Source organism: Chromobacterium sphagni, assembly GCF_001855575.1.
GTDB lineage: Bacteria > Pseudomonadota > Gammaproteobacteria > Burkholderiales > Chromobacteriaceae > Chromobacterium > Chromobacterium sphagni.
This window is the reverse complement of record NZ_MKCS01000001.1, coordinates 2,341,550-2,361,956: the sequence shown is the minus strand read 5'-3', so window position 1 is coordinate 2,361,956 and position 20,407 is coordinate 2,341,550. Positions and strand designations below refer to the sequence as shown.

The window sequence follows — 20,407 nt, the reverse complement described above, 5'->3', positions numbered from 1 at the left end:
AAAAACCGCCGCATCCGCGACGGTTTTTCCATCCGGCGGCGCCTAGATCAGCCGCCACAGCGTGATGGCGGCGTCCGGCATCCAGCCCGGATTCGACTCATGCGCCTGCAGGCACTGGTAACGGCGGCCCTGGTAGCTGACGCCATCGCCCACCTGGTAGTAATGGCCGTTCCGCCATTCCGGAAAATCCGGCTCGCCCCCTCCGCCTTCGGTATGCGCAACCACGCTGTTGCTAGGCAAGGATTCGCGGCCGGCCTCATCCAGCGCCGTCGCTTGGTAACGGTAATCCATACCGGGCCGCAAGCCGTTGTCGCGATAGCTGGTGGAAGTGGTCAAGCCCACTGCCTGGCCGTCGCGGTAGACACGGTATTGCGCCACGCCGACGGGCGCCTGCCAGTTCAGCGCGACAAAATCCTCGCCCGCTTCGCTTGCGCGCAGATTGCCCGGCGCGGCAGGACGCTCTCCCTCCGCTCCGCCTTCCAGCAACGGCGCGTAATCGGCGATGAAGCCCCAGTCGTACGATGCGCCGGCGGCATTGCGGCCACCGTCCCAGTTGACCGACCAGGTCATCAGGCCGCGGATCGGGTTGCCGGCCGCCTCCAGCCGGCTCAGCGCGCCGAACACCGCCTCTGGATCACGGACGAAGCCGGTGGCGGCGGCATCGATGTTGGCCGGCAGGCCGATGGCGAACTTGTCGGCCGGGATGCGCAGATAGCCGCGGGTGCCATGGATCAGGCTGTCGGTCAGGTAGTACAGGAAGTCTTCCTTGTGCTCGTCGTCGCTCTGCGCCAGCCACATGTTCAACTCGTCCACCCATACGCCGTCACCGCCCTGATTGTAGTATTGCGGAGCGATGAAATCGTAGTAGCCGTCCAGCGCCGCGAGATAGGCCGCATAGGCGCCGTCCGGCTTCAGGTAGGGAAACTCCGGCGCCATGCTGATGATGAAGTGCAGGCCCTGCGCCGCGTAGTGGTCCTTCACCCGCTTGAGCGCGGCCGGGATCACCGTGGCGTTGTCGGCGGCGGAAATCGCGCTCTGCTCCAGGTCGATGTCCAGCCCGTCGAAGCCGTAGGTTTCCACCAGCCGGATGATCTCTTCCGCCAGCGCGCCTTCCTGCCCGGCGTGCAGCTCGATATGAGCGTCGGCTCCGCCCAGCGAGATCAGCACCGACCGCTCCTGGCGGTTCAGCTCCGCCACCTGGGCGCGGAAGGCTTCGTCGCTCATATCGTACGGTTTGAAAGTCGGGATGCCGGCGCCCTTCATGAAAGCCACCGCTACCACGCCGTAATCCTCTGGGATGTCGGTGAGCGCCATATCCGCCGATTGTCCCCGTTGGTAGCCGTTGCCGGGCGACGATGGCCAGTTATGCCAGAAACCCATGATGAAACGGCCAGGAAGCTGCGGCATCGGCGATGCGTCGTCAGCCAGCGCGCGGCGCTCGGGTTTGGCGAATAGGTTCATGCATGACTCCTTTGCGAGTGGAAGGATCAAGGAACGGCTCCGGCCGGTTGCGGCTTCACCGCTGCCCTAACTGAGCCATCGGCATGGTATGGCCAGGACCGGAAAAGGGGTGCTGTCCCTTCAGCCAGCCACGACCGCTTTGCGATCCGCGCGCCGCCGGCATCGACACTAGCCGGTGGCTGGCAAAACCGGCCACATCTCGCTTATCCGGCCATGCTCGTATACCGCGATGTCGCCGAATTGCTGCAGCACCGCCTCGCTCTGGCGCGGGCGGAAGAACACCGTATCGTCCACCGCCAGCGCCTGGCGGCCGGAACCCAGCAGAACCTGCTGGTTGGATGAGGCGCCGTACAAGCCGCTGCCGCTCAGGCCCGGCGGCGAGACTGGGTCGGCCAACCAGTTGCCGCCATAAATGAAATAGCCGCGCCGGGCGTTGTCGTCCCAGGCGCGCAGCAGGCCGCCCAGCCATTCCACGCCGTAGGGCAGCTCGAATGGCGCTTGCGCCTTCAACACCGGCGCGGCGATGAAGCAGGCCGGCTGCAAGTCCGCCAGCATGGCGCTGTCGAAGCCGCTTGGCTTGACCATGGCCGAACCCAGCGCCACTTCGTTCTCCACGCCGGAACCGTCGTACAGCCGGTAGGTCGGCGAACCGCCGGCATTGAAACATGGCGTCTTGGCGCTGCCGAACACCCCTGGCCTGGCTCTCACCTCGTCGGCGAAAACCGCGTACCTCGCGCGCGCATGGGCGTGGGCCTGCTCGCGCAGGCCGGGCAGATCGGGAATTTTGGCGACGTGGGCGTCGTAGCCCATCAGTCCGGCCCATTGCAGCCGCGGTTCGGCCTGCACAATGTCGAGCATGCTCCGCATCGTCTCCAGGCTGGCGATGCCGCCGCGGTGCAGACCCACGTCTATCTCGAAATTGACTCGCAGCCGCAGATCCTGGCCGCGCGCCAGCTCGCGGTATTGCGCCAACCGCTGCGGGGTGTCCACCAGCCATTGCAGTTGCCGCTCAGGCTGGAAGCCGCGACCATCGAACTGACGGTAGAAAGCCAGCGCCGCCGCCGCCGGCAACGGCTTGCCCAGCAGGATGTCGCGATCCTGCCGCGCCATCGCCAACAGCTGCGGCAGGCTGAACAGCATCTGCCTTTGCGTGCCGGCAAGGCCCGCCACCACTTCCAGCAAGGCCGGGCAAGGCAGCGACTTCACCACCACCCGCAGCGGCAGGCGGCCATTCAGATTGCGCAGAATCTGCCGCGCGTTGGCGTGCAGCCGCTCGCGGTCCAACACCAGCGTCGGCGTGCCGATGCCGGCCTGCCGCAACGCGGCGGACAATTTGCGGAAATAGCCGTCATGCGGACCGCCGCGCACCGCCGGCCGGAGAGCGTATGCCGCGGCGGCAAGCGCGCCCAAAGCGCAAGCGGCCAGCACTTGGCGCCGGTTCATGCGCGGATCCCGAATACCTGGCGCAGATGCGGATTGAGCAGGAGGCCCTTGGGATCGAACTGCCGCCGGAGCTGCAGAAAATCGTTCCAGCGCGGATACAGGGCGGCGAAATCGATAGCCCGGTGCGCATGCAGTTTGCCCCAATGCGGCCGGCCCTGGTATTTGCGGAAGATGGGCGCGATATCGCTCACCAGATAGTCGTAGGCTTCGCCCGCCGCGGCATGCACGGCGATGGAGCAGGAGTCGCGCTGGTAGAAGGGGCTGAGCCAGGCTTCGTCGGCCCCGACGAAGCGGAACTCCAGCGGGAAGAACACCTCGTTGCGCTGCTCAAGCTTGCGTATCACCTCGCGCACGCAGCGGATGCCGGCCTCGCGCGGCACATGGCATTCGGACTCGTTGAACGGAGTGGGCCGGGCGGTGGACAGCAGGCGCCAGGACTTGTCCAGCGCCAGCTCGGTCTGCGCCGGGTCTATCAGCTTTTGCGCCACCCAGCGCCGCAGGTCGGGCACGCGGCCCAGCCAGTCGCGCAGCCGGCGCAGTTCGCGCAACATGTCCTCGTCGTTCGACTCCGGGTGGGACACCGCGCCGCCGGCCCGGACGTCATGGGTGATCGCCGCCGCATAGCCGGTGAAGGGCAGGTAATAGAATTCGAAATTGCGATGCTGCCGCGCCAATTCCGGAGCCGCCTCCAGCAGCTGGGCCAACGGCCTCAACCAGACCTTGCGTTGCAGATAATAAGCCGGCACCACGCTGATGGTGGCCTGGGTGACCACTCCCAAGCTGCCCAGCGACACCCTGGCGGCCTGCAGCAGCTCCGGATCCCGGTCCCGGCTGAACTCCAGCGCCTCGCCCGCCGGCGTCAGCAGCCGCAGCGCCAACACATCGGCGTGCAAGGCTTGCAGCCGCGCGCCGGTGCCATGGGTGGCGGTGCTGATGGCGCCGGCGAAGGTCTGCACATCCACATCCGGCAGATTGCGCAGCGCCAGGCCTTGGCCATCCAGCTGCCGCGACAGCTGCGCCAGCCGGGTGCCCGCCAGCAGCGTGGCGGTCAATGCCGTCCTGTCTTGCGCCACCACGCCCGACATCCGGTCCAGCGACAGCAGCCGGCCCGCGGTGGGCACCAGCGGCGAAAACGAGTGCCCGGAGCCGACGCAACGCAAGGCGGCGTCGTTGCCGCGCAGCAGCGCCGCCAGCTCGGCCTCGTCCGCCGGCATCTCCAGCGCCAGCGCCTGGCAGCGGTTGATGCCGGTCCAGCTGCGCCAGCGGTAAGCGCTGGCGGATCCGGCGGCGGCTTGCGTCCCTCCCCGGCCGGCGATGCCGGCCAGCATCGCGGCGGAGCCCAGTTGCAGCCAGCGTCGGCGGGTCATCGCGAGTGGTTTCATTGATTGGCTCCGGTTGGCGCGCCGGCCATGAAGACGATCAGGCGTTCCAGTTCGTCGTCGCTGCAGTCATTGCAATAGCCTTGGGCCGGCATCGCCTGGAAACCGTCGCGGACATGCGCCAGCAAGGCCGGCATGCCTTGCCGCAGCCTGGGCTCCCAAGCGGGGGCAAAAGCGGTCAGCGGCGCCTGGCTGGCGGGCGCGCCATGGCAGATCAGACAGGAGCGCTGATATTTTTCCGCCAGCCCCGCGTCGCCGGGACGCAAGGCCTCGGCTTTTTGCATATCCGCCGCTTGCGGCCTGGCCTCCCGGCCGCCGCAGGCTGCCAGGCCCAGCGCAATGGGCAAACAGACCCACCACCACGCGCCAGTTCCTGCCCGGACGCGGCCTGCCGGCGCGCCGCTCCCGCGTTTTGCTCTGCAATGGATCCGCATATTTCGACTGGCTCGCTTTCCGTAACGGCCCGGCGCGGCGAAAACGGCTTCGCCATGAGCCTGGAGCAAAATATAACGCCGGTTTTTTCCGGATCGCCGCCGTCTTTATGACAGTAGATATTTACCCGCCAATACCATCCAAAAGACCAACGCAATGCCGGCGAAGGCAAGAAGGGGACAGCGTCGCCCCCCCAGGGCGGCCGGCTTGACAGGATCGGGCGGGATAACCGCGCCGGATGTGAGAGAAAAACAACAGCAATCGTAAGTAGTGTTTCTTATCTTGCCATTGAGTAATTTTTTTCCAAGACGGGATTGACTATGGTTGGAACAGTCTTTTCAAATTCAATTTCCATTGAAACATTGTACGCGAGGTTCAAGTCCGGCATTGAACTCCAATAGACATTCTCATCGCTTGCCGCTGACGATAAAACTGTCCAAATTGAACTGCTTCAGTTGATGTCGCTTTGGCTCAGGCATATAGACTTTTGCCAAAATATTTACTCGGCGCCGTTTTGTTTTTCAAACGGCAACGCCAAAAACTGACATGAATGCCCGCATTGCCGCTGGCAAAATCGCCATTTAAAACCAGCTTGATTGAATTAGCAAAGTGCCGCTTCCAATTAACTCCGCCATTCGGCAAACAGAATCCTATTCGGTTATCCGCCAGCTGCAAGCTTTGCTCCGCCATTCATGAACGGGATCGGGTGCCTGCCGCCATCGCCACGGCGTCGGCAGCCCTTCTCCGGCACTGTGGATCAACACCGAAATGGTAAAGGCCCCAGTCCGGCCCGGCGCTGCCGCGCCAGCCGGAAAACACCGGGCCATGACAGCGCCGCCATCTCCAGCCCGCCTTGCCCGGCTGGCTGCCGTGACTGGCGGTTGCGATGCCGCGCGGCCCGTTCCAGGCGCCGGCATCGCCTTCCGCGCCGGGCAGGTTCCGGCGCCAGCCCTGATGTCACCGGACTTTGCAGCATTTCAACCACTCAATGGAGAAGCAACCATGTCATCAGTCAACCAGTTCGCCTATGTTCCGAACACCAGCACCTACAAGTTCGCCTATGGCGGCGCCATCCCCAATATGGCGATCCGCAACATGCCAAGCGATACCAACTGGACGCGCTGGACCATGCTCAATGACGGCGAGTATTACCGGATGTATTTCTTCAAGGGCAGCAGCGCCAACACCTTGTACCAGGCCGCCTTCAACCCGGCCACCTCCTCCTATGAGTTCGGCTTCAACTCGATTCCGGAGTTGCAGATCACCGGCGCGCCGCCGGATGCCGACGCCAGCAGCCTGTCCATGCTCTACGACAGCAGCACCAGCACCTACCGGCTGTATCTGCGCCGGCTGGGCTCCCCCACCGTGCTCTACCAGTTCGGCTTCAACCGCGAAACCAACCACTACGAGTACGGCTACAACTCGATTCCCACCCTCAACGTCACCGGCGCGCCACCCGATACCGACTGGCACCGCTGGTCGATGCTGTTCGACGGCAGCAACTACCGGCTGTACGCCTTCAAGGTGGGCAGCACCGACACCTTCTACCAGTTCGCCTTCAACCGGCAGACCAACCATTACGAGTTTGGCTACGACTCGATACCGGAGCTGACTCTGGTCGGTACCCCCGCCAACAGCAATCTGACCAGCATGTCCATGCTGTTTGGCCAAGGTGATTACCGCTTCTACTTCCAGACGATCTGAGGCAGGCCAGCCACCGCGGCTGAAACGGCAAGGCAAACGGCGACAGCCGCCTTGCCGTTTCATCAAACAATCCCTGCCCGCCCCCCGCCAAGCCAGCACGCGAAAAACTTGCCGCCACCGCCGGCCATCCGGCAGCCGGCTATCCACACGCGGCAAGCGCCGCACCGATTCCATCGCTCAGGACAGATCGACGATCAGGGCACAATCATGTTTGTAAACGTATACAAATCGACATCACTGCTGTTGCAATCTTTGCGCTTGCGAAACAAAACGCTGCCATAGTCCGAACATACGTTTGCAACCCTGCATGCCAGAAAAGGACAGATAACATGAAACGCGTGATGACTGCCGCGGCGCTGATCGCCGCATCCCTGACCAGCATGCCCAGCCAGGCCGCCAATGTCGGCGTATCCATCAGCATTGGCCAGCCCGGCTTCTATGGTCAGATCGACATCGGCGGCTACCCGCCACCGCAAGTGGTCTATGCCCAACCCGTGATGGTGCAGCCGGTGCCGGTGGGCGTGCCTCCCATCTACCTGCGGGTGCCGCCGGAACACGCCCGCCACTGGAGCCGCTACTGCCGCCAGTACCATGCCTGCGGCCAGCGCGTGCTGTTCGTGAAAGACGACTGGTACAACCGGGTATATGTGCCGCATTACCAGCAACGCCACTTCGATCATCACGACCGCTACGATCATCGCGACCATCATGACGAGCGCCGCGACGAGCGCCGCGACTACCCGCGCGACCGCTAAGCCGCGCCCAGCCTGATCTTCCCCAACCGGACAGCCGGCAAGCCCCTTGCCCCTGCCCGGTTTTCACGCCTCCCCGCCCCGCTTCATACAAATTAACCACCCTGAATTGGCAGCGGCGGCCAATACTCCTGGCCTTTCCGGACAGAAAAGGCCAGCGTCCCGGCAAAATGCCGTCAATCATGCCAAACTGCCTTGCGCGCATGCTTGGCTGCGACGTTTTGCCGCAGGCCGGGAGCCCGCCAAATGGCCATACTGCGGCGCGCCATGCCACTACAAGGAAAAACCATGCCTGCTCGCCATGCCTCCCTGCCGCGCCTGCTGCCCGCCCTCTTGATCGCCGCGTCGTCCGGCTCCGCGCTGGCCTGCGCCAGCTGCGGCTGCACCCTGAGCTCCGATTGGGAAAGCCAGGGCTTCACCACCCAGCCCGGCCTGAAAATGGACATCCGCTACGACTACCTGGACCAGAACCAGCTGCGCAGCGGCAGCGGCGCCATCACGCCGGCTGCGGCCAGCCAGTTGAGCCAGGGCAATCAGGAAGTGGAGCAATACACCCGCAACCAGTATCTGACGCTGGGCTTCGACTACACCTTCTCGGACGACTGGGGCGTGAATGTGCAGCTGCCCTACATCGACCGCAGCCACAGCACGCTGGGCACCGGCTCGGACGGCGCCAGTCCGGCCGACGGCGCCTACACCTCCAGCACTTCGGGCCTGGGCGATGTGAAAGTGATAGGCCGCTACCAGGGCTTCGCCGCCGCGCGCAACTTCGGCCTGCTGTTCGGCCTCAAGCTGCCCACCGGCAGCCACACCCAGGCCGGCATCTCCACCGACCCCAGCGCGCCCGGCGCGCCGGCCCCGATAGACCGTGGCCTGCAGCCCGGCACCGGCACCACCGACGCCATCGTCGGCGCCTATTACTTCGGCGACTTCAACCGCAGCTGGAGCTACTTCACCCAGGCCACGGTTCAAAGCGCGCTGGACTCGTCCGATCAGTATCGCCCCGGCACCGGAGTCAACCTCAATCTGGGCGTGCGCTACACCGGCTTCGCCGGCTGGATGCCGCAGCTGCAGATCAACGCCCGCTACGTCCAGCACGATGCCGGCAACAACGCCGACACCGTCAGCACCGGCGGCACCCTGGTCTACCTCAGCCCGGGCATCACCGCGCCGCTGAACCGGCAGATTTCGCTGTACGGCTTTGTGCAATTGCCGCTGTATCAGCACGTCAACGGCGTGCAGCTGGCGCCGCGCTACACCACGTCGATCGGGGCGCGCTTCTCGTTCTGAGCCTCAGCCGCGCAGCAGGCTGGCGGCCTCGCGCCGCTCGCGCTGCAGATAAGCGGCCAGCTCGTCGGCCGGCAACGGCATGCTGAACCAGAAGCCCTGCAACACATCGCAGCTCAGGCGGGTCAGCACATCCGCCTGTTCGCGGCTCTCCACTCCCTCGGCTATCACCTCCAGGCCCATGGCGTGGGCCAGGGAAATGATCATTTCCACCAGCGTCATCGCTTCCGGCTGCTGCTGCATGTCCCGGACAAAGGAACAGTCTATCTTCAGCGCCTGCACCGGCAGCCGGGCCAGATAGGCCAGCGATGAGTAGCCGGTGCCGAAGTCGTCGATGGCGATCGCCAGGCCAAGCTCGCGCGCCTGGCGCAGCTTGGCGATATTGCAGTCCATATCGTCCATCATCTGGCTTTCGGTGATTTCCAGCGCCAGGCCCATGTCGTCCGGATACAGCGCCAGCGCCCCCTGCAGCACCGACACGAAGTCCGCCTGCCTGAGCTGCAGCGGCGACACATTGACCGCAATCCTCGGCGCGTCCAGTCCGGCCGCCCTCCACGCATGGTAGTCGCGCGCCGCCTGGCGCAGCACCCAGGCGCCGACCTCGACGATCAGCCCCAGCTCTTCCAGCATAGGAATGAACTGCGCCGGCGGCACCAGGCCCAACTCCGGGCTTTGCCAGCGGATCAGCGCCTCCACGCCCACCACGCGGCTGCTGCCGGCATCCACCTTGGGCTGGTAATGCAGGACAAACTGCTCCTGCTCTATCGCCAGCCTGAGCTTGTTGGCCAGCGCCAGCGCCGCCACCGCCCGCTGCGTCATTTCCTGACGGTAGAACAGGAAGCGCTCCCCGGCCGCCTTGGCGCGCTTCAAAGCGGATTCGGCATGCTCCAGCAAGGTTGCCGCATCCTGGCCGTCGTCCGGATACATGGCGATGCCCAGCTTGGCGGACAACCTCAGATCGCTGCCCTCCACCGCATCCATAGTCGCGCCCAGGCAAGACTGCCGCACTTGTTCCACCCGCCTGGCGGCCTCCTCCTCATTGCCGGCATCGGGCAGTATCGCCGCGAACTGGTCGGCGCCGATGCGCGCCAGCAGGCTGTCGTCGGCAAAATACTGGACCAGCCTTGCGGTCAGCAGCCGGAGCAAATTGTCCCCGGTCTGGCGCCCAAATACATCGTTGACCGCCTTGAAATGCTCAATGTCCAAAAAGACCACCGCAAACCGGTCCCCCTTGCGCTCGGCCGCCGCCATCCGCAAGCCCAGGCGCTCCCCCAGCAGCGAGCGATTGGCCAGGCCGGTCAGGCTGTCGTAATAGGCCAGATAATCCAGCCGCTTTTCATTCTGGATGTGCTCCATGGCGAAAGCGATGTCGCCGCCCAGCTCGCGCAACAGGCTGATTTCTTGCTTGTCGAAAGCGCCGGCGTCGCCGGCGAACAAGGCCAGCACCGCCGCCGTCCTGTCGCCCACGGTAATCGGCAGACAGCACACCGCCCTCACGTTGAGCTTTTCCAGATCTGCTCGCAGCGGATCAAGCGACGCGTCCGACTGCACATCATTGCACACCACCATCTCGCCCAGCCGCGCGGCGCGGCAGCCAGGCCGGTCGCGGAATGGCGAGTCGTCTCTGGCGCTCAGCTCTATCTTCTGGAAATAATCCCGCTCCACGCCGCAATCGGCGACAACACTGCCTTCCAGGCTGTCCGGGTCTATCGTTCCGACCCAGGCCATCCGGTAGGCGCCGGCCTCCACCGCGATGCGGCAGACGCCCTTGAACAGTTCATCCAGGTCGTGGCAACGCGCGATCAGGGTATTGATCCGGCTCAGCACCTCGTATACCCGGTTCAGGCGCTCCACCCGCTCCCGCAGCAGCGATTGCTGCAGCCCGATGGCCAACTGCCGGGCATAGGCTTCGGCGATGTCCTGCTGTTCCGCGCTGAAGGCCCCCGGCTCCTTAGAGGCCAGGTTCAGCACGCCCAGCAAGGCGTTTTCCGCCAGCAGCGGGATGCGGATATAAGAGCCCATCCCCTGTTGCAGCAGCCGCTCCAAGGTAACCGAGCGTCGCGGCAATGCGGCCAGGTCGTCCACCCGGCAGACCTGGCCCTTCGCCAACAGCTCCAGATCGTCCAGGCCGTAGCTGTGCAAGCTCAGGCGCTGCCCCGGGTCGTAACTGGAGCCAGGAGAGCGCTCCACCGCCAACACCTTGGCGAAACGCTCCTCCCAGTCGATGATCATCGCCGTCGCGCCCCAGAACGGCACCAGCTTGCGCAGATGGCGCAAACCCACTTGCGCAATCTGGAAAGGATCGTGGGCGGCCAGGATCGCCCGGCTCAGATCGTTCAGCGACTCCAACTGCTGCAACTGGCGCGTCAGCTCCGCCAGCGTCCGTTCGCGCTCGCTGACGTCGCGCAAGATCACGCTGAACGACATCTCCCCCTTGATTTCCAATTGGGAAATGGAGGCCTCCAGATCAAAAACCTGGCCATTGGCCCGCACCCCCTGCACCTTCACTCTGCCCTGCCCCCCCATCATCCGGCTGGTCTTGCCGGTTCTGCCAAAAGCCTCCACCAGTTGACCATGCCGCTCGCGATGCTGGACAGGCAGCAAACGATCCAGCCGCTGGCCAAGCATGGCCTCTCGCGTCAGCCCGAACATGGCTTCGGCGGCGGGATTGAACAGAGTGATCCGCTGCTGCTGGTCTATGTTGATGATGCCATCCATCGCGGAGTGGATCATGCCGGCATAACGCGCCTCGCTGTCGCGCAGCCCCTGCTCCACCGCCTTTTGCTGCGTCAGGTTCTGGGTGATCTTGGTGAAGCCCAATAACTCGCCGTCCTCGCCGCGTATCGCGTACAAAATGGCCTTGGCCCAGAAACGGCTGCCGTCGCGGCGCACCCGCCAGCCTTCATGCTCATCCCGGCCAGTGCGCGCCGCGTGCTCCAATAAATGCTGCGGCACCTGATCCGCCCTATCCTCTTCGGTATAAAAACAGTCAAAACGGCGGCCTATGATTTCTTCGGCGGTATAACCCTTGATGCCCTGAGAGCCCAAGCTCCAGCTGAGCACCCTACCTTCCGGGTCCAGCCAGAAGAACGCATAATCGGTGGTGGCCTCCACCAGCAGCCGGAACTGGTATTCGCTTCTCTCCAGAGCCTTCTGCGCAAGGTATCCGGCGCTGACATCCAGCACCACGCCATGGATGTAGTCCGCTCCGGCGAAACTTATCTTCTTGAAGGAGATCAGGCCGTACAGGATGCCGCCGTCTGCGCGCGCCAGTTGCACCGGCGCGCCGCTTACCCGGCCACGGGCACGCAACTCTTCCAGCAACTGGTCTCGATCCGCCCGCGCTCTCCAGATGCCCAGTTCCAGGGTGGTGCGCCCCACCACCTCCTTCCGCTCCAGGCCGAACATTTCCAGGAAAGCATCGTTGACCTCCACAACCTTGCCGTCGCTTTGCCGGGAAATCGCCATCGCCACCGGACTGCCGGCAAACAGCGCGCGAAAGCGCTCGTCGCTTTGCTGCAGCTCGCACGACTGCGTCTGCAATTTCTGCAGCGAGGCCTGCAGCGTGGTTCGGACCCTTAGGCGTAGTTCGCTGAGCACGCTCAGGATCACCCCGTTCAACACCAGCAGGCTCAGCGGCAGGAACGCCTCGGCAGGGTGCTCGGTCGAGCCGGCGGTGTAGACGAACAGGTAGGCTAGGCAAGCGCTGGTCAGCCCGGTGGCGGTCAGTCCCGGCCCCAGTCCTCCCAACAGGGCGCTCAGGCTGATCGGAATCAGGAACAGCATCGTCATGTGATGCTGGGCAAAGGCCGGATGCAGGCTGAGCCGCACCGCCGCCGCCAGCAACGCGCCGGCCACCGCGAATCCATAGGCGAAACCGCGCCGCAGAGGCTGGCCGAAGCCTTCCACCACCGCATCGTCGCCGCCCAAGCGGCGCAAACCATATATCAGCGCGGCGGAGGAAAGACCGACAAACAACGCATCCCAGGCCACAGTCAACCAGGTTTTCAGCCGCTCGCTTCCCATGTCCGCAAACAATAGATCGGGAACCGTCATCGCCAACAAGGCCAGCGCGGCATATGAGCTCGTGATCAGGATGGGGAGATATTTGGCCGACACCCGCGGCCAGAAGACCAGGCGGCCCAGCGCGGCAAGCTGGCCGGGCGGCGATCCGCGCAAGCCCAAAAACAGCAGCGAAGCGGACACAAACGTGAAAAAACTGTCCCAAGCCAGGCTGCCCGGAGAAACACCGCGGCCATCCTGCCTGCCCGCCAGCACATCCGGCACCACCACCCAGATCGTCGCGATCAGGATGTAGGCCAACACAATGATAAGGTTTAGGCGCTGCTTATGGGCTGCCATCGCGTCCCCTTGCGAGGTCCATCAGGCCGATGCTGCAGGCTTGGGATGGAATAAGGCTTGCCCGCCCGGAACGGCGGCGGCCGGCGCCATGAAATATTTATCAGTATGGCAAGTCGGCCGGGCAATGCTGCAAGATTTTGACAGGCGGCAGCCATCTCCCTAAAAGACAAGGCCCGCGGGCGGGGCGCGCGGGCCGGAATGGAAAGGATGCGGGCAGGCTCAGCTTTGCGGCAGCAGGCTGTCGCGGGTCAGCAGGTCGGCGAAGTCGTCGGCGGCCAGCGGCTTGGCGATCAGGTAACCCTGGACGAAGTCGCAGCCCTCCTGCTCCAGAAACTGCCACTGCTCCATCGTTTCCACGCCTTCGGCCACCACCTGCATGTTCAGGTTCTTGGCCATATTGATGATGGCGCGGGCGATGGCGCTGTCGTCGGCGTCCTGCGGGATGTCGCGCACGAAGGAGCGGTCGATCTTCAGCTTGTCGGCTTTGAAGCGCTTGAGGTAGGACAGGCTGGAGTAGCCGGTGCCGAAATCGTCGATAGACAACCTCAGCCCCATGTTCTTCATATTGTCTATGGTCTGGATGGTGGCCTGGGCGTCTTCCATGATGATGCTCTCGGTCACCTCGATGTCCAGCGCATGGCCCGGCAGGCCGCTGGAGGCCAGCGCGTGCTGCAGCTGCTCGGCGAGGTCCGGCTGGCGGAACTGCAGCGCCGACAGGTTGATCGCCAGCGTCAGCTCCGGCAGGCCGGCGGTGCGCCAGGCCACCAGCTGGCGCGTGGCCTCGCGTATCACCCAGTTGCCTATCTGCACGATGAAGCCGCGCTCCTCCGCCACCTGGATGAAGCGCACCGGCCCCAACAAGCCCAGCGACGGATGGTTCCAGCGTATCAGCGCCTCGGCGCCGATGATGCGGCCGCTTTGCATCTCCACCTGCGGCTGGTAGTGCAGCACGAACTCGTCGCGCTCCAGCGCGAAGCGCAGCTGGCTCTCGATGGCCAGGATTTCGCGGGCGCGGGCGTTGAGGTCGGCGGTGTAGAACTTGTAGCTGTTGCGGCCGGACGATTTGGCGTGGTACATCGCCGCGTCGGCGTTGCGCACCAGGGTTTCGTAATCGCGGCCGTCGTCCGGGTAGACGCTGATGCCGATGGACGGGGTGATGGTGATCACGTGGTTGTGCAGCTCGATCGGATTGGCGAACACCTCGCGCACCCGCTCCGCCGCCAGCGCCGCCTCGCCCGGATCGGAAATCAGCGGCAGCAGCACGATGAATTCGTCGCCGCCCTGGCGCGCCAGCATCTCGCCCGGCCCCAGCACCGTGCGGATGCGGTCGGCCGCCACCTGCAGCAGCGTGTCGCCGGCGGAGTGGCCCAAGGATTCGTTGACGGTCTTGAAGCGGTCCAGGTCCAGCAGCAGCAACGCCAGCCGCTGGCCGTCGCGCACCGCGTTGTGGATGGCCAGCTCCACCCGGTCCTGCATGTGCATGCGGTTGGGCAGGCTGGTGAGCACGTCGAAGTGGGCCAGGAACTGGATGCGCTCGTCGGCCGCCTTGCGCTCGGTCAGGTCGCTGAAGATCGCCACGTAATGGGTGATCTCCTCCAGGCTGTTGCGCACCGCGTTGATCGCCAGCCATTCCGGGTACACCTCGCCATTCTTGCGGCGGTTCCACAGTTCTCCCTGCCAGGAGCCGTATTCGGCGATGGCCTGCCACATCTGGTCGTAGAAGGGCTGGTCATGGCGGCCGGAGGACAGGATGCTGGTCTTCTGCCCCAGCACCTCGTGCTGGGTGTAGCCGGTAATCTCGGTGAAGGCGCGGTTGACGCTGCGGATGCGGCGGTCGGCGTCGGTGATCATGATGCCTTCGACGGTGTTCTCGAACACCTTGGCCGCCAGTTGTACCCGCTCCTCGGCCGCGCGCTTTTCCGAGATGTCGCGCACCATGCGCCACACCGCGTTGATGCGGCCGAAGGCGTCGCGCATCGCCACCGTCTTCACGCTGACCGGCACCTGGTTGTCGAAGCGGTTGAGATAGGTGGCCTCGAATTCGTCGCAATAGCCGAAGCGCAGCACCTTGTTGTCGAGGTTGAAGCGCTCCAGCGCCTCGCTCTCCTCCGCCACCAGGCTCCAGAAGTTTTGCTGCTTGAGCTGGTCCAGGCTGTAGCACATCAGGTTGAGGAAGGCCGGGTTGGCGTCTATCACCTGGCCGTCCAGCGAGCTGATGACGATGCCGTCGAGATTGGACCAGAACAGTTCGCGGTACTTGTTCTCCGAGCGGCGCAGCGCGTCCTCCACCTCGCGGCGGCGGGCGATGTCCGCTTCCAGCGCCAGCGTCTTGGCGCGCAATTCGTCCACCAGGCGCTTGAGCTCGGAGCGGGTCCACTCCAGGTGGGTTCCCAACCGGCCCAGCTCGTCGCGGCGCGACCACTCGAACGGCGCATCCAGCCTCAGTTCCGCCAGCAGCCGCGCCTGCTCGGTCAACAGCCGCATCGGGCTGAGGAAGCGCGAGTGCAGAATGCTCATGATCAGCATGATGGACAGCACCAGCTGCGCCGCCAGGATCATCAGGATGTTCTTCACCTGGTTGCTCAGCGCGATGGCCAGGTTCTCGTTATCGAACTCCATCGTCACCTGGCCGATGGCCTCGCCGCGGTAGATCACCGGCTTTTCCACATAGGACACGCTGCCGATGCGGCGCTCGCTGCGCACCGCCGACAGGAACACCTGGTTGGACTGGGTATCCGTCACCCGGATGGAAATCACCCGCGGGTCTTCCATCACCGACGAGATCAGCGGATTGCCGGCCTGGCGGCTGAGGTTCCACAACGGCTCCTGCATGCCCAGCGCGACAATGTCGAGCAGACGGCGCTGGTCGGTGTCCAGCTGGGTAGTCAGATTGTCCTTCTGGATGTTGAAGCTGAGATAACTGATGATGGAGGCGGGAATCAGCAAGCCGAGTATCACGGCAATGAGAAACACATCCCTCAGATTCAGGCCAGAGCTGGCAGTGGATTTATCGTCTGCTTGTTGAGCCATGTCGCGCTAGTCTTTGTTCGCCGAAGAGTCGGAGATCGAATGCCCTGAGTTGAATTCGGTTGTGCAATCAGCAGTATACACCGGCAAAGACGGGCTTTTGGCCGGAATATTCACCAGTCATCCATCACCGTCATTTTCAAGCATATCCGCGGCATGTTCCTGGAAAATATTAAGGAATCAAAGCAGCACATTGCCTTGCCTGCCTGCTGGGCCTAAAATCCACGACACTTTTTGACCACGCATTCAGGATATGAGCCATGCCGCAGTCACGTTATGAAAAGATTATCTCCGCCCGCTGGATCATCACAGTGGAAGCTGACGGCGAAATCCTGGAAAACCACGCAATCGCGATCAAGGATGGCAGGATTGCCGCAATAGTTCCAGCGGCGCAGGCTGCGGCCTTGGACGCCGACGAACGGCTGGAATTGCCCGACCACGTGCTGATGCCGGGCCTGATCAACCTACACGGCCACTCGGCGATGACGCTGCTGCGCGGCCTGGCCGATGACAAAGTGCTGCATGACTGGCTGAACAACCACATCTGGCCGGCCGAAGGCAAACACGTGCACGACGACTTCGTCTTCGACGGCGCGCTGCTGGCGATGGCGGAAATGATCCGCGGCGGCACCACCACCATCAACGACATGTACTTCTACAACGGCGCGATGGCGCGCGCCGGCCTGGCTTCCGGCATGCGCACCTTCGTCGGCTGTTCCATCCTGGAATTCCCGACCAATTACGCCAGCAACGCCGACGACTACATCAGCAAGAGCCTGGCCGAGCGCAGCCAGTTCCTGGGCGAAGAGCTGGTCACCTTCACCCTGGCCCCGCACGCGCCCTACACTGTAGCGGACGATACCTTCCGCAAGGTTGTGACGCTGGCCGAGCAAGAAGACATGCTGATCCACTGCCACATCCACGAAACCGCGGACGAGGTGAGCAACAGCGTCAAGGAGCACCATCAGCGTCCGCTGGCCCGCCTCAAGGAGCTGGGCCTGCTGTCGCCGCGGCTGATCGCCGCCCACATGGTGCACCTGAACGACGCCGAAATCGAACTGGCAGCCAGGCACGGCGTATCGGTGGCGCACAACCCGGCCTCCAATATGAAGCTGGCCTCCGGCATCGCCCCCATCCCCAAGATGCTGGCCGCCGGCATCGCGGTGGGCATAGGCACCGACGGCGCCGCCTCCAACAACAAGCTGGACATGCTGGCGGAAACCCGCCTGGCCGCGCTCCTGGCCAAGGTGGGCTCGCTGGATCCGACCTCGGTGCCGGCCGCCACCGCCATCCGCATGGCCACCCTCAACGGCGCGCGCGCGCTGGGCATCGCCGACAAGGTGGGCTCGGTCAAGGTGGGCAAGCAGGCCGACCTGATCGCCATCGACCTGTCGGCGCTGGAAACCGCCCCGGCCTTCGACCCGATCTCGCACGTGGTGTACGCCGCCGGCCGCGAGCAGGTCAGCCACGTCTGGGTCAAGGGCCGCGCCTTGATGGCCGGCCGCAAACTGGCCACACTGGACGAATCCAACCTGAAAGCCCGTGCCGACGACTGGCGCAACCGCATCCTGGCGAAGTGACACCATGAGCAATGTAGACGAACTCGAAATCGACAAATTCAGCCAGCTGGCGCACAAGTGGTGGGACAAGGACAGCGAATTCAAGCCGCTGCACGAGATCAACCCGCTACGGCTGGACTTCATCGACCGCCACGCGTCCATCGCCGGCAAGAAGGTGCTGGACGTGGGCTGCGGCGGCGGCATCCTGGCCGAGAGCATGGCCTTGCAGGGTGCTCAGGTAACCGGCATCGACCTGGCGAAAAAGTCGTTGAAGGTGGCGCAGCTGCACAGCCTGGAGTCCGGGGTCCCCATCGACTACCGCTGCGTGCCGGTGGAGGAGCTGGCCGCCGAGATGCCGGCCAGCTTCGACGTGGTCACCTGCATGGAAATGCTGGAGCATGTGCCCGATCCGCAAAGCGTGGTGCGCGCCTGCGCCGCGCTGGCGAAACCCGGCGGCTGGGTGTTCTTCTCCACGCTGAATCGCAACGCCAAGGCCTATCTGTTGGCGGTGGTGGGCGCGGAATACGTGCTCAACATGCTGCCGCGCGGCACGCATGAATACGCCCGCTTCATCAAGCCGTCGGAGCTGGGCCGGATGACTCGCCACGCCGGGCTGGAGCTGCACACGCTGAGCGGCATGGCCTACAACCCGCTCACCCGCATCTACTCGCTGAACGACGACACCGCCGTCAACTACCTGATGGCCACCCGCCTGCCGGCAGCCTGAGCCGCCGACGGCCCCTCCCCCCCAAGGCCCGGCCGTCCGCCGGGCCTTTTGCCTGCCCGCGCACCGATCTTGGCTTTTTCCACCCTCTGGCAGTCTTTTTCGCCAAAACCGTGCTCAACGGCAGAAAAAAGCCGCCCTACCGGTCAACACAACATCAAAACATGCGTTTTAACCATCTGGTTGATATCATGGCCGCCCCAAGGCTGGGCGGCGTGATGCGCGCTCGGCGACATGGCAGTGTCGCGGACAAGCATGGCCGCTGCTTTTGGATACAAACCGGCTGACCAACAGAATATTGCCGGACAATCCGGCATTGCCATGCCGTACAATACTTATGAAAACGAAAAAACCGCTTTCCGGAGATGATTCATGACTTTCAAGGCCAACGACCTGCTGACCGAGCAGATCGCTCAATACTTAGGCACACAGATCATCCAGGGCGACATGAAGCCGGGCGAACGCATCCAGGAATTACGCATCGCCGCCGAACTGGAGGTCAGCCGCGGTTCGGTGCGCGAGGCCTTGCTTATCCTGCAGCGCCGCCACCTGGTGGACATCTTCCCGCGGCGCGGCGCGGTGGTGGCCAGCATCAGCGCGCGCGACGTGCGCGACTTCTTCGACCTGTGGTTCCTGCTGCTGGACCGCGTGGTGCAAAACCTGGCCGCCTGTTGGCAGAACGACGACCTGGCGCGCTTCATCGAGCTGATGGCGCAGCTGGAGGAGGACAACCGCCGCGACGAGCTGCAGGCCTTCTACGAGCACGGCATAGAGTTCCTGTCGGCGCTGTACCGCCACGCCGACAACCGCTACCTGACCGATACCCTGAACGACATGCTGCCGCTGACCCAGCGCTGCCTGTACGCGATACTGCGCGCCGGCAAGAGCCAGATGAACAGCACCTACCACTTCCTGGAAAGCCTGCTGAAAACGCTGATCGCCCGCGACACCAGCCGGCTCAAGCAGATGGTGGCGGTATTCGGCCAGGATTACAGCCAGTTGGCGCAAACCTCGGCCGAGGCGCTGGAGGGCAAGGGCTGAGCCGCATCGCCGCAGGCCCTTGCCGCTCGATCTTGCGCGCCGAGTCAGGGCGACGGCCAGCGGCGCTGCCCGTTCTCGTCGTACAAGGTCTCCGTCAGCACGCTGCCATTCAGCTCCAGGCGGATGAAACCGTTCAACACCCGCTCCGGATACTGGCTGTCGTCCGCCGAGCGCGTTTCCGCCCACGCCACCTGCGGCTTGCCGTTCAGAACGCTGGCCGGGCCGTAGGGAATGGCGCCGTGGCCGATGCAGCGTCCCAGCATGCCGTTGCGCGGCTGGTAGCAGATCACATTATGCAGATGCCCCCAGTACCAGTAGTCCGGCACGCGCCCCAGCGCCGCCACCGCCTCGTCGTAGAGCGCGGTCGTCGCCGATCCGTCCATCGAATAGCCCGCATGGTGCGACAGTAGCATGATCCTGCCCTTCCAGCCGGCGGCCGTCTGCTTCAGCCAGGCTGCCTGCTCGTCGCCCAGCGCGCCGTCCATGTACAGCGCGTACTTGTCCGACCAATAAGCGGTGTCCAGGCCCACGATCAGCCAGTTGGCGTTGTACAGGCTGAAATAGCCGGTGCCCTGCTGCAGGGGAAAGCGCTGCGCCAGCTCCTGGTAGTAGCCCAGCGCGCCGTTGTACATCTCGTGGTTGGAGTTGAGCGAAAACTGGCCGCTCGCGCCCGCCGGCCAGCCGGAGAAATCGCGCGCCTCGTCCGGGCTGGAGCCGGCGTAATAGACGTCGCCCAGATGGATGGTGTAATCCGCCGGCTGCCCGGCCATCGCCGCCGCCACCTTGCCGGCGATATAGTCGCCGCTGCCCCAGTCGCCGGCGATGTTGAAGCTGACCTGGTTCGCAATGGCCAAACGGGCCGGCGTCGCCGCCCATGGGGCGCGGTTCTGCAGGCGCTCGAACCACGCCACCAGCGCCTCGCCCCATAGCGGGTCCAGCAACTCCCACTTGCGGCAGCCCAGCAGCGTGCCGTCGTCCATCACCCGCGTGGGCAACTCCGCCTCGGTGGTGGGAAGCGGCTTGCCGTCCAGCACGCCCTCCAGGATGGACAGGCCATGGGCGAACTCCCACGGAATGCAGGCCGGGGAGGTGGAGCCGCTGTTGATCACATCCCACACCTGATCGTGCACTTGCTGCAATCGCGCCAGCATCTGCTTCTTCTGCTGCAGGCTCTGCTCGGCATCGGCCAGATCGCTCTCGATCCGGCTCTTCCAGTCGTCAAACACGCTCATCGCA

Annotated in this window: 14 protein-coding genes; 6 read left to right on the top strand and 8 right to left on the bottom strand. The window is 64.3% G+C overall.

Going from position 1 to position 20,407, the window contains the following annotated elements:
- Window positions 1-42 precede the first annotated feature (42 nt).
- From BI347_RS24800 to BI347_RS23550, 5 genes are all read right to left on the bottom strand, one after another.
- Entirely contained in the window at window positions 43-1,461 is a 1,419-nt protein-coding gene (locus BI347_RS24800) for a carbohydrate-binding protein (protein ID WP_071115889.1), read from the bottom strand.
- Window positions 1,462-1,629: 168 nt separating this feature from the next.
- Window positions 1,630-2,904: an alanine racemase gene (locus tag BI347_RS11160; protein ID WP_071115888.1), complete on the bottom strand. Its 1,275-nt coding sequence runs from the start codon at window positions 2,902-2,904 to the stop codon at window positions 1,630-1,632.
- On the bottom strand, window positions 2,901-4,286 hold the full coding sequence (locus BI347_RS11155) for a D-arabinono-1,4-lactone oxidase (RefSeq protein WP_071115887.1): 1,386 nt from the start codon (window positions 4,284-4,286) through the stop codon (window positions 2,901-2,903). Before BI347_RS11155 ends, BI347_RS11160 begins: the two co-directional genes overlap by 4 nt.
- Complete coding sequence (locus BI347_RS11150; RefSeq protein WP_204378031.1) at window positions 4,283-4,567, bottom strand: c-type cytochrome; 285 nt, start codon at window positions 4,565-4,567, stop codon at window positions 4,283-4,285. Before BI347_RS11150 ends, BI347_RS11155 begins: the two co-directional genes overlap by 4 nt.
- Window positions 4,568-5,186: 619 nt before the next feature.
- On the bottom strand, window positions 5,187-5,390 hold the full coding sequence (locus tag BI347_RS23550) for a hypothetical protein (protein ID WP_139166934.1): 204 nt from the start codon (window positions 5,388-5,390) through the stop codon (window positions 5,187-5,189).
- 327 nt (window positions 5,391-5,717) lie between these two features.
- Here BI347_RS23550 and BI347_RS11145 point away from each other — a divergent pair, with 327 nt between their 5' ends.
- From BI347_RS11145 to BI347_RS11135, 3 genes are all read left to right on the top strand, one after another.
- A complete protein-coding gene (locus BI347_RS11145) occupies window positions 5,718-6,419 on the top strand; it encodes a hypothetical protein (protein ID WP_071112633.1) in 702 nt (233 codons plus the stop codon).
- Window positions 6,420-6,748: 329 nt separating this feature from the next.
- Window positions 6,749-7,174 (top strand): hypothetical protein, encoded by a 426-nt coding sequence (locus BI347_RS11140; protein WP_071115886.1) that lies wholly within the window; start codon window positions 6,749-6,751, stop codon window positions 7,172-7,174.
- A gap of 285 nt (window positions 7,175-7,459) precedes the next feature.
- A complete protein-coding gene (locus tag BI347_RS11135) occupies window positions 7,460-8,461 on the top strand; it encodes a hypothetical protein (RefSeq protein WP_071115885.1) in 1,002 nt (333 codons plus the stop codon).
- Between the two features lie 3 nt (window positions 8,462-8,464).
- Here the strand turns inward: BI347_RS11135 and BI347_RS11130 are convergent, their stop codons facing one another.
- Complete coding sequence (locus BI347_RS11130; RefSeq protein ID WP_071115884.1) at window positions 8,465-12,820, bottom strand: EAL domain-containing protein; 4,356 nt, start codon at window positions 12,818-12,820, stop codon at window positions 8,465-8,467.
- Window positions 12,821-13,039: 219 nt separating this feature from the next.
- A complete protein-coding gene (locus tag BI347_RS11125; protein WP_071112629.1) occupies window positions 13,040-15,850 on the bottom strand; it encodes an EAL domain-containing protein in 2,811 nt (936 codons plus the stop codon).
- 257 nt (window positions 15,851-16,107) lie between these two features.
- On the opposite strand from BI347_RS11125, the gene BI347_RS11120 reads away from it, so the two are divergent.
- The 3 genes from BI347_RS11120 (at window position 16,108) to BI347_RS11110 (ending at window position 19,171) form a co-directional block, all read left to right on the top strand.
- Window positions 16,108-17,427 (top strand): TRZ/ATZ family hydrolase, encoded by a 1,320-nt coding sequence (locus tag BI347_RS11120; RefSeq protein ID WP_071112628.1) that lies wholly within the window; start codon window positions 16,108-16,110, stop codon window positions 17,425-17,427.
- A gap of 4 nt (window positions 17,428-17,431) precedes the next feature.
- On the top strand, window positions 17,432-18,133 hold the full coding sequence (gene ubiG, locus BI347_RS11115) for a bifunctional 2-polyprenyl-6-hydroxyphenol methylase/3-demethylubiquinol 3-O-methyltransferase UbiG (protein ID WP_071112627.1): 702 nt from the start codon (window positions 17,432-17,434) through the stop codon (window positions 18,131-18,133).
- Window positions 18,134-18,502: 369 nt separating this feature from the next.
- Window positions 18,503-19,171, top strand: a complete 669-nt coding sequence (locus tag BI347_RS11110; RefSeq protein ID WP_071112626.1) for a GntR family transcriptional regulator — start codon at window positions 18,503-18,505, stop codon at window positions 19,169-19,171.
- Between the two features lie 44 nt (window positions 19,172-19,215).
- Here BI347_RS11110 and BI347_RS11105 read toward each other — a convergent pair whose 3' ends face one another.
- On the bottom strand, window positions 19,216-20,403 hold the full coding sequence (locus BI347_RS11105; RefSeq protein WP_071112625.1) for a metallophosphoesterase family protein: 1,188 nt from the start codon (window positions 20,401-20,403) through the stop codon (window positions 19,216-19,218).
- Between the last annotated feature and the right edge of the window lie 4 nt (window positions 20,404-20,407).

What these genes read in the sequence shown, in the direction of transcription:
- BI347_RS11150 (WP_204378031.1), bottom strand. Translation starts at nt 4,567, where the DNA reads ATGCAAAAAGCCGAGGCCTTGCGTCCCGGCGACGCGGGGCTGGCGGAA.
- BI347_RS11135 (WP_071115885.1), top strand. Translation starts at nt 7,460, where the DNA reads ATGCCTGCTCGCCATGCCTCCCTGCCGCGCCTGCTGCCCGCCCTCTTG.
- BI347_RS24800 (WP_071115889.1), bottom strand. Translation starts at nt 1,461, where the DNA reads ATGAACCTATTCGCCAAACCCGAGCGCCGCGCGCTGGCTGACGACGCA.
- BI347_RS11130 (WP_071115884.1), bottom strand. Translation starts at nt 12,820, where the DNA reads ATGGCAGCCCATAAGCAGCGCCTAAACCTTATCATTGTGTTGGCCTAC.
- BI347_RS11140 (WP_071115886.1), top strand. Translation starts at nt 6,749, where the DNA reads ATGAAACGCGTGATGACTGCCGCGGCGCTGATCGCCGCATCCCTGACC.
- BI347_RS11105 (WP_071112625.1), bottom strand. Translation starts at nt 20,403, where the DNA reads ATGAGCGTGTTTGACGACTGGAAGAGCCGGATCGAGAGCGATCTGGCC.
- ubiG (WP_071112627.1), top strand. Translation starts at nt 17,432, where the DNA reads ATGAGCAATGTAGACGAACTCGAAATCGACAAATTCAGCCAGCTGGCG.
- BI347_RS11160 (WP_071115888.1), bottom strand. Translation starts at nt 2,904, where the DNA reads ATGAACCGGCGCCAAGTGCTGGCCGCTTGCGCTTTGGGCGCGCTTGCC.
- BI347_RS11125 (WP_071112629.1), bottom strand. Translation starts at nt 15,850, where the DNA reads ATGGCTCAACAAGCAGACGATAAATCCACTGCCAGCTCTGGCCTGAAT.
- BI347_RS11110 (WP_071112626.1), top strand. Translation starts at nt 18,503, where the DNA reads ATGACTTTCAAGGCCAACGACCTGCTGACCGAGCAGATCGCTCAATAC.
- BI347_RS11155 (WP_071115887.1), bottom strand. Translation starts at nt 4,286, where the DNA reads ATGAAACCACTCGCGATGACCCGCCGACGCTGGCTGCAACTGGGCTCC.
- BI347_RS11120 (WP_071112628.1), top strand. Translation starts at nt 16,108, where the DNA reads ATGCCGCAGTCACGTTATGAAAAGATTATCTCCGCCCGCTGGATCATC.
- BI347_RS11145 (WP_071112633.1), top strand. Translation starts at nt 5,718, where the DNA reads ATGTCATCAGTCAACCAGTTCGCCTATGTTCCGAACACCAGCACCTAC.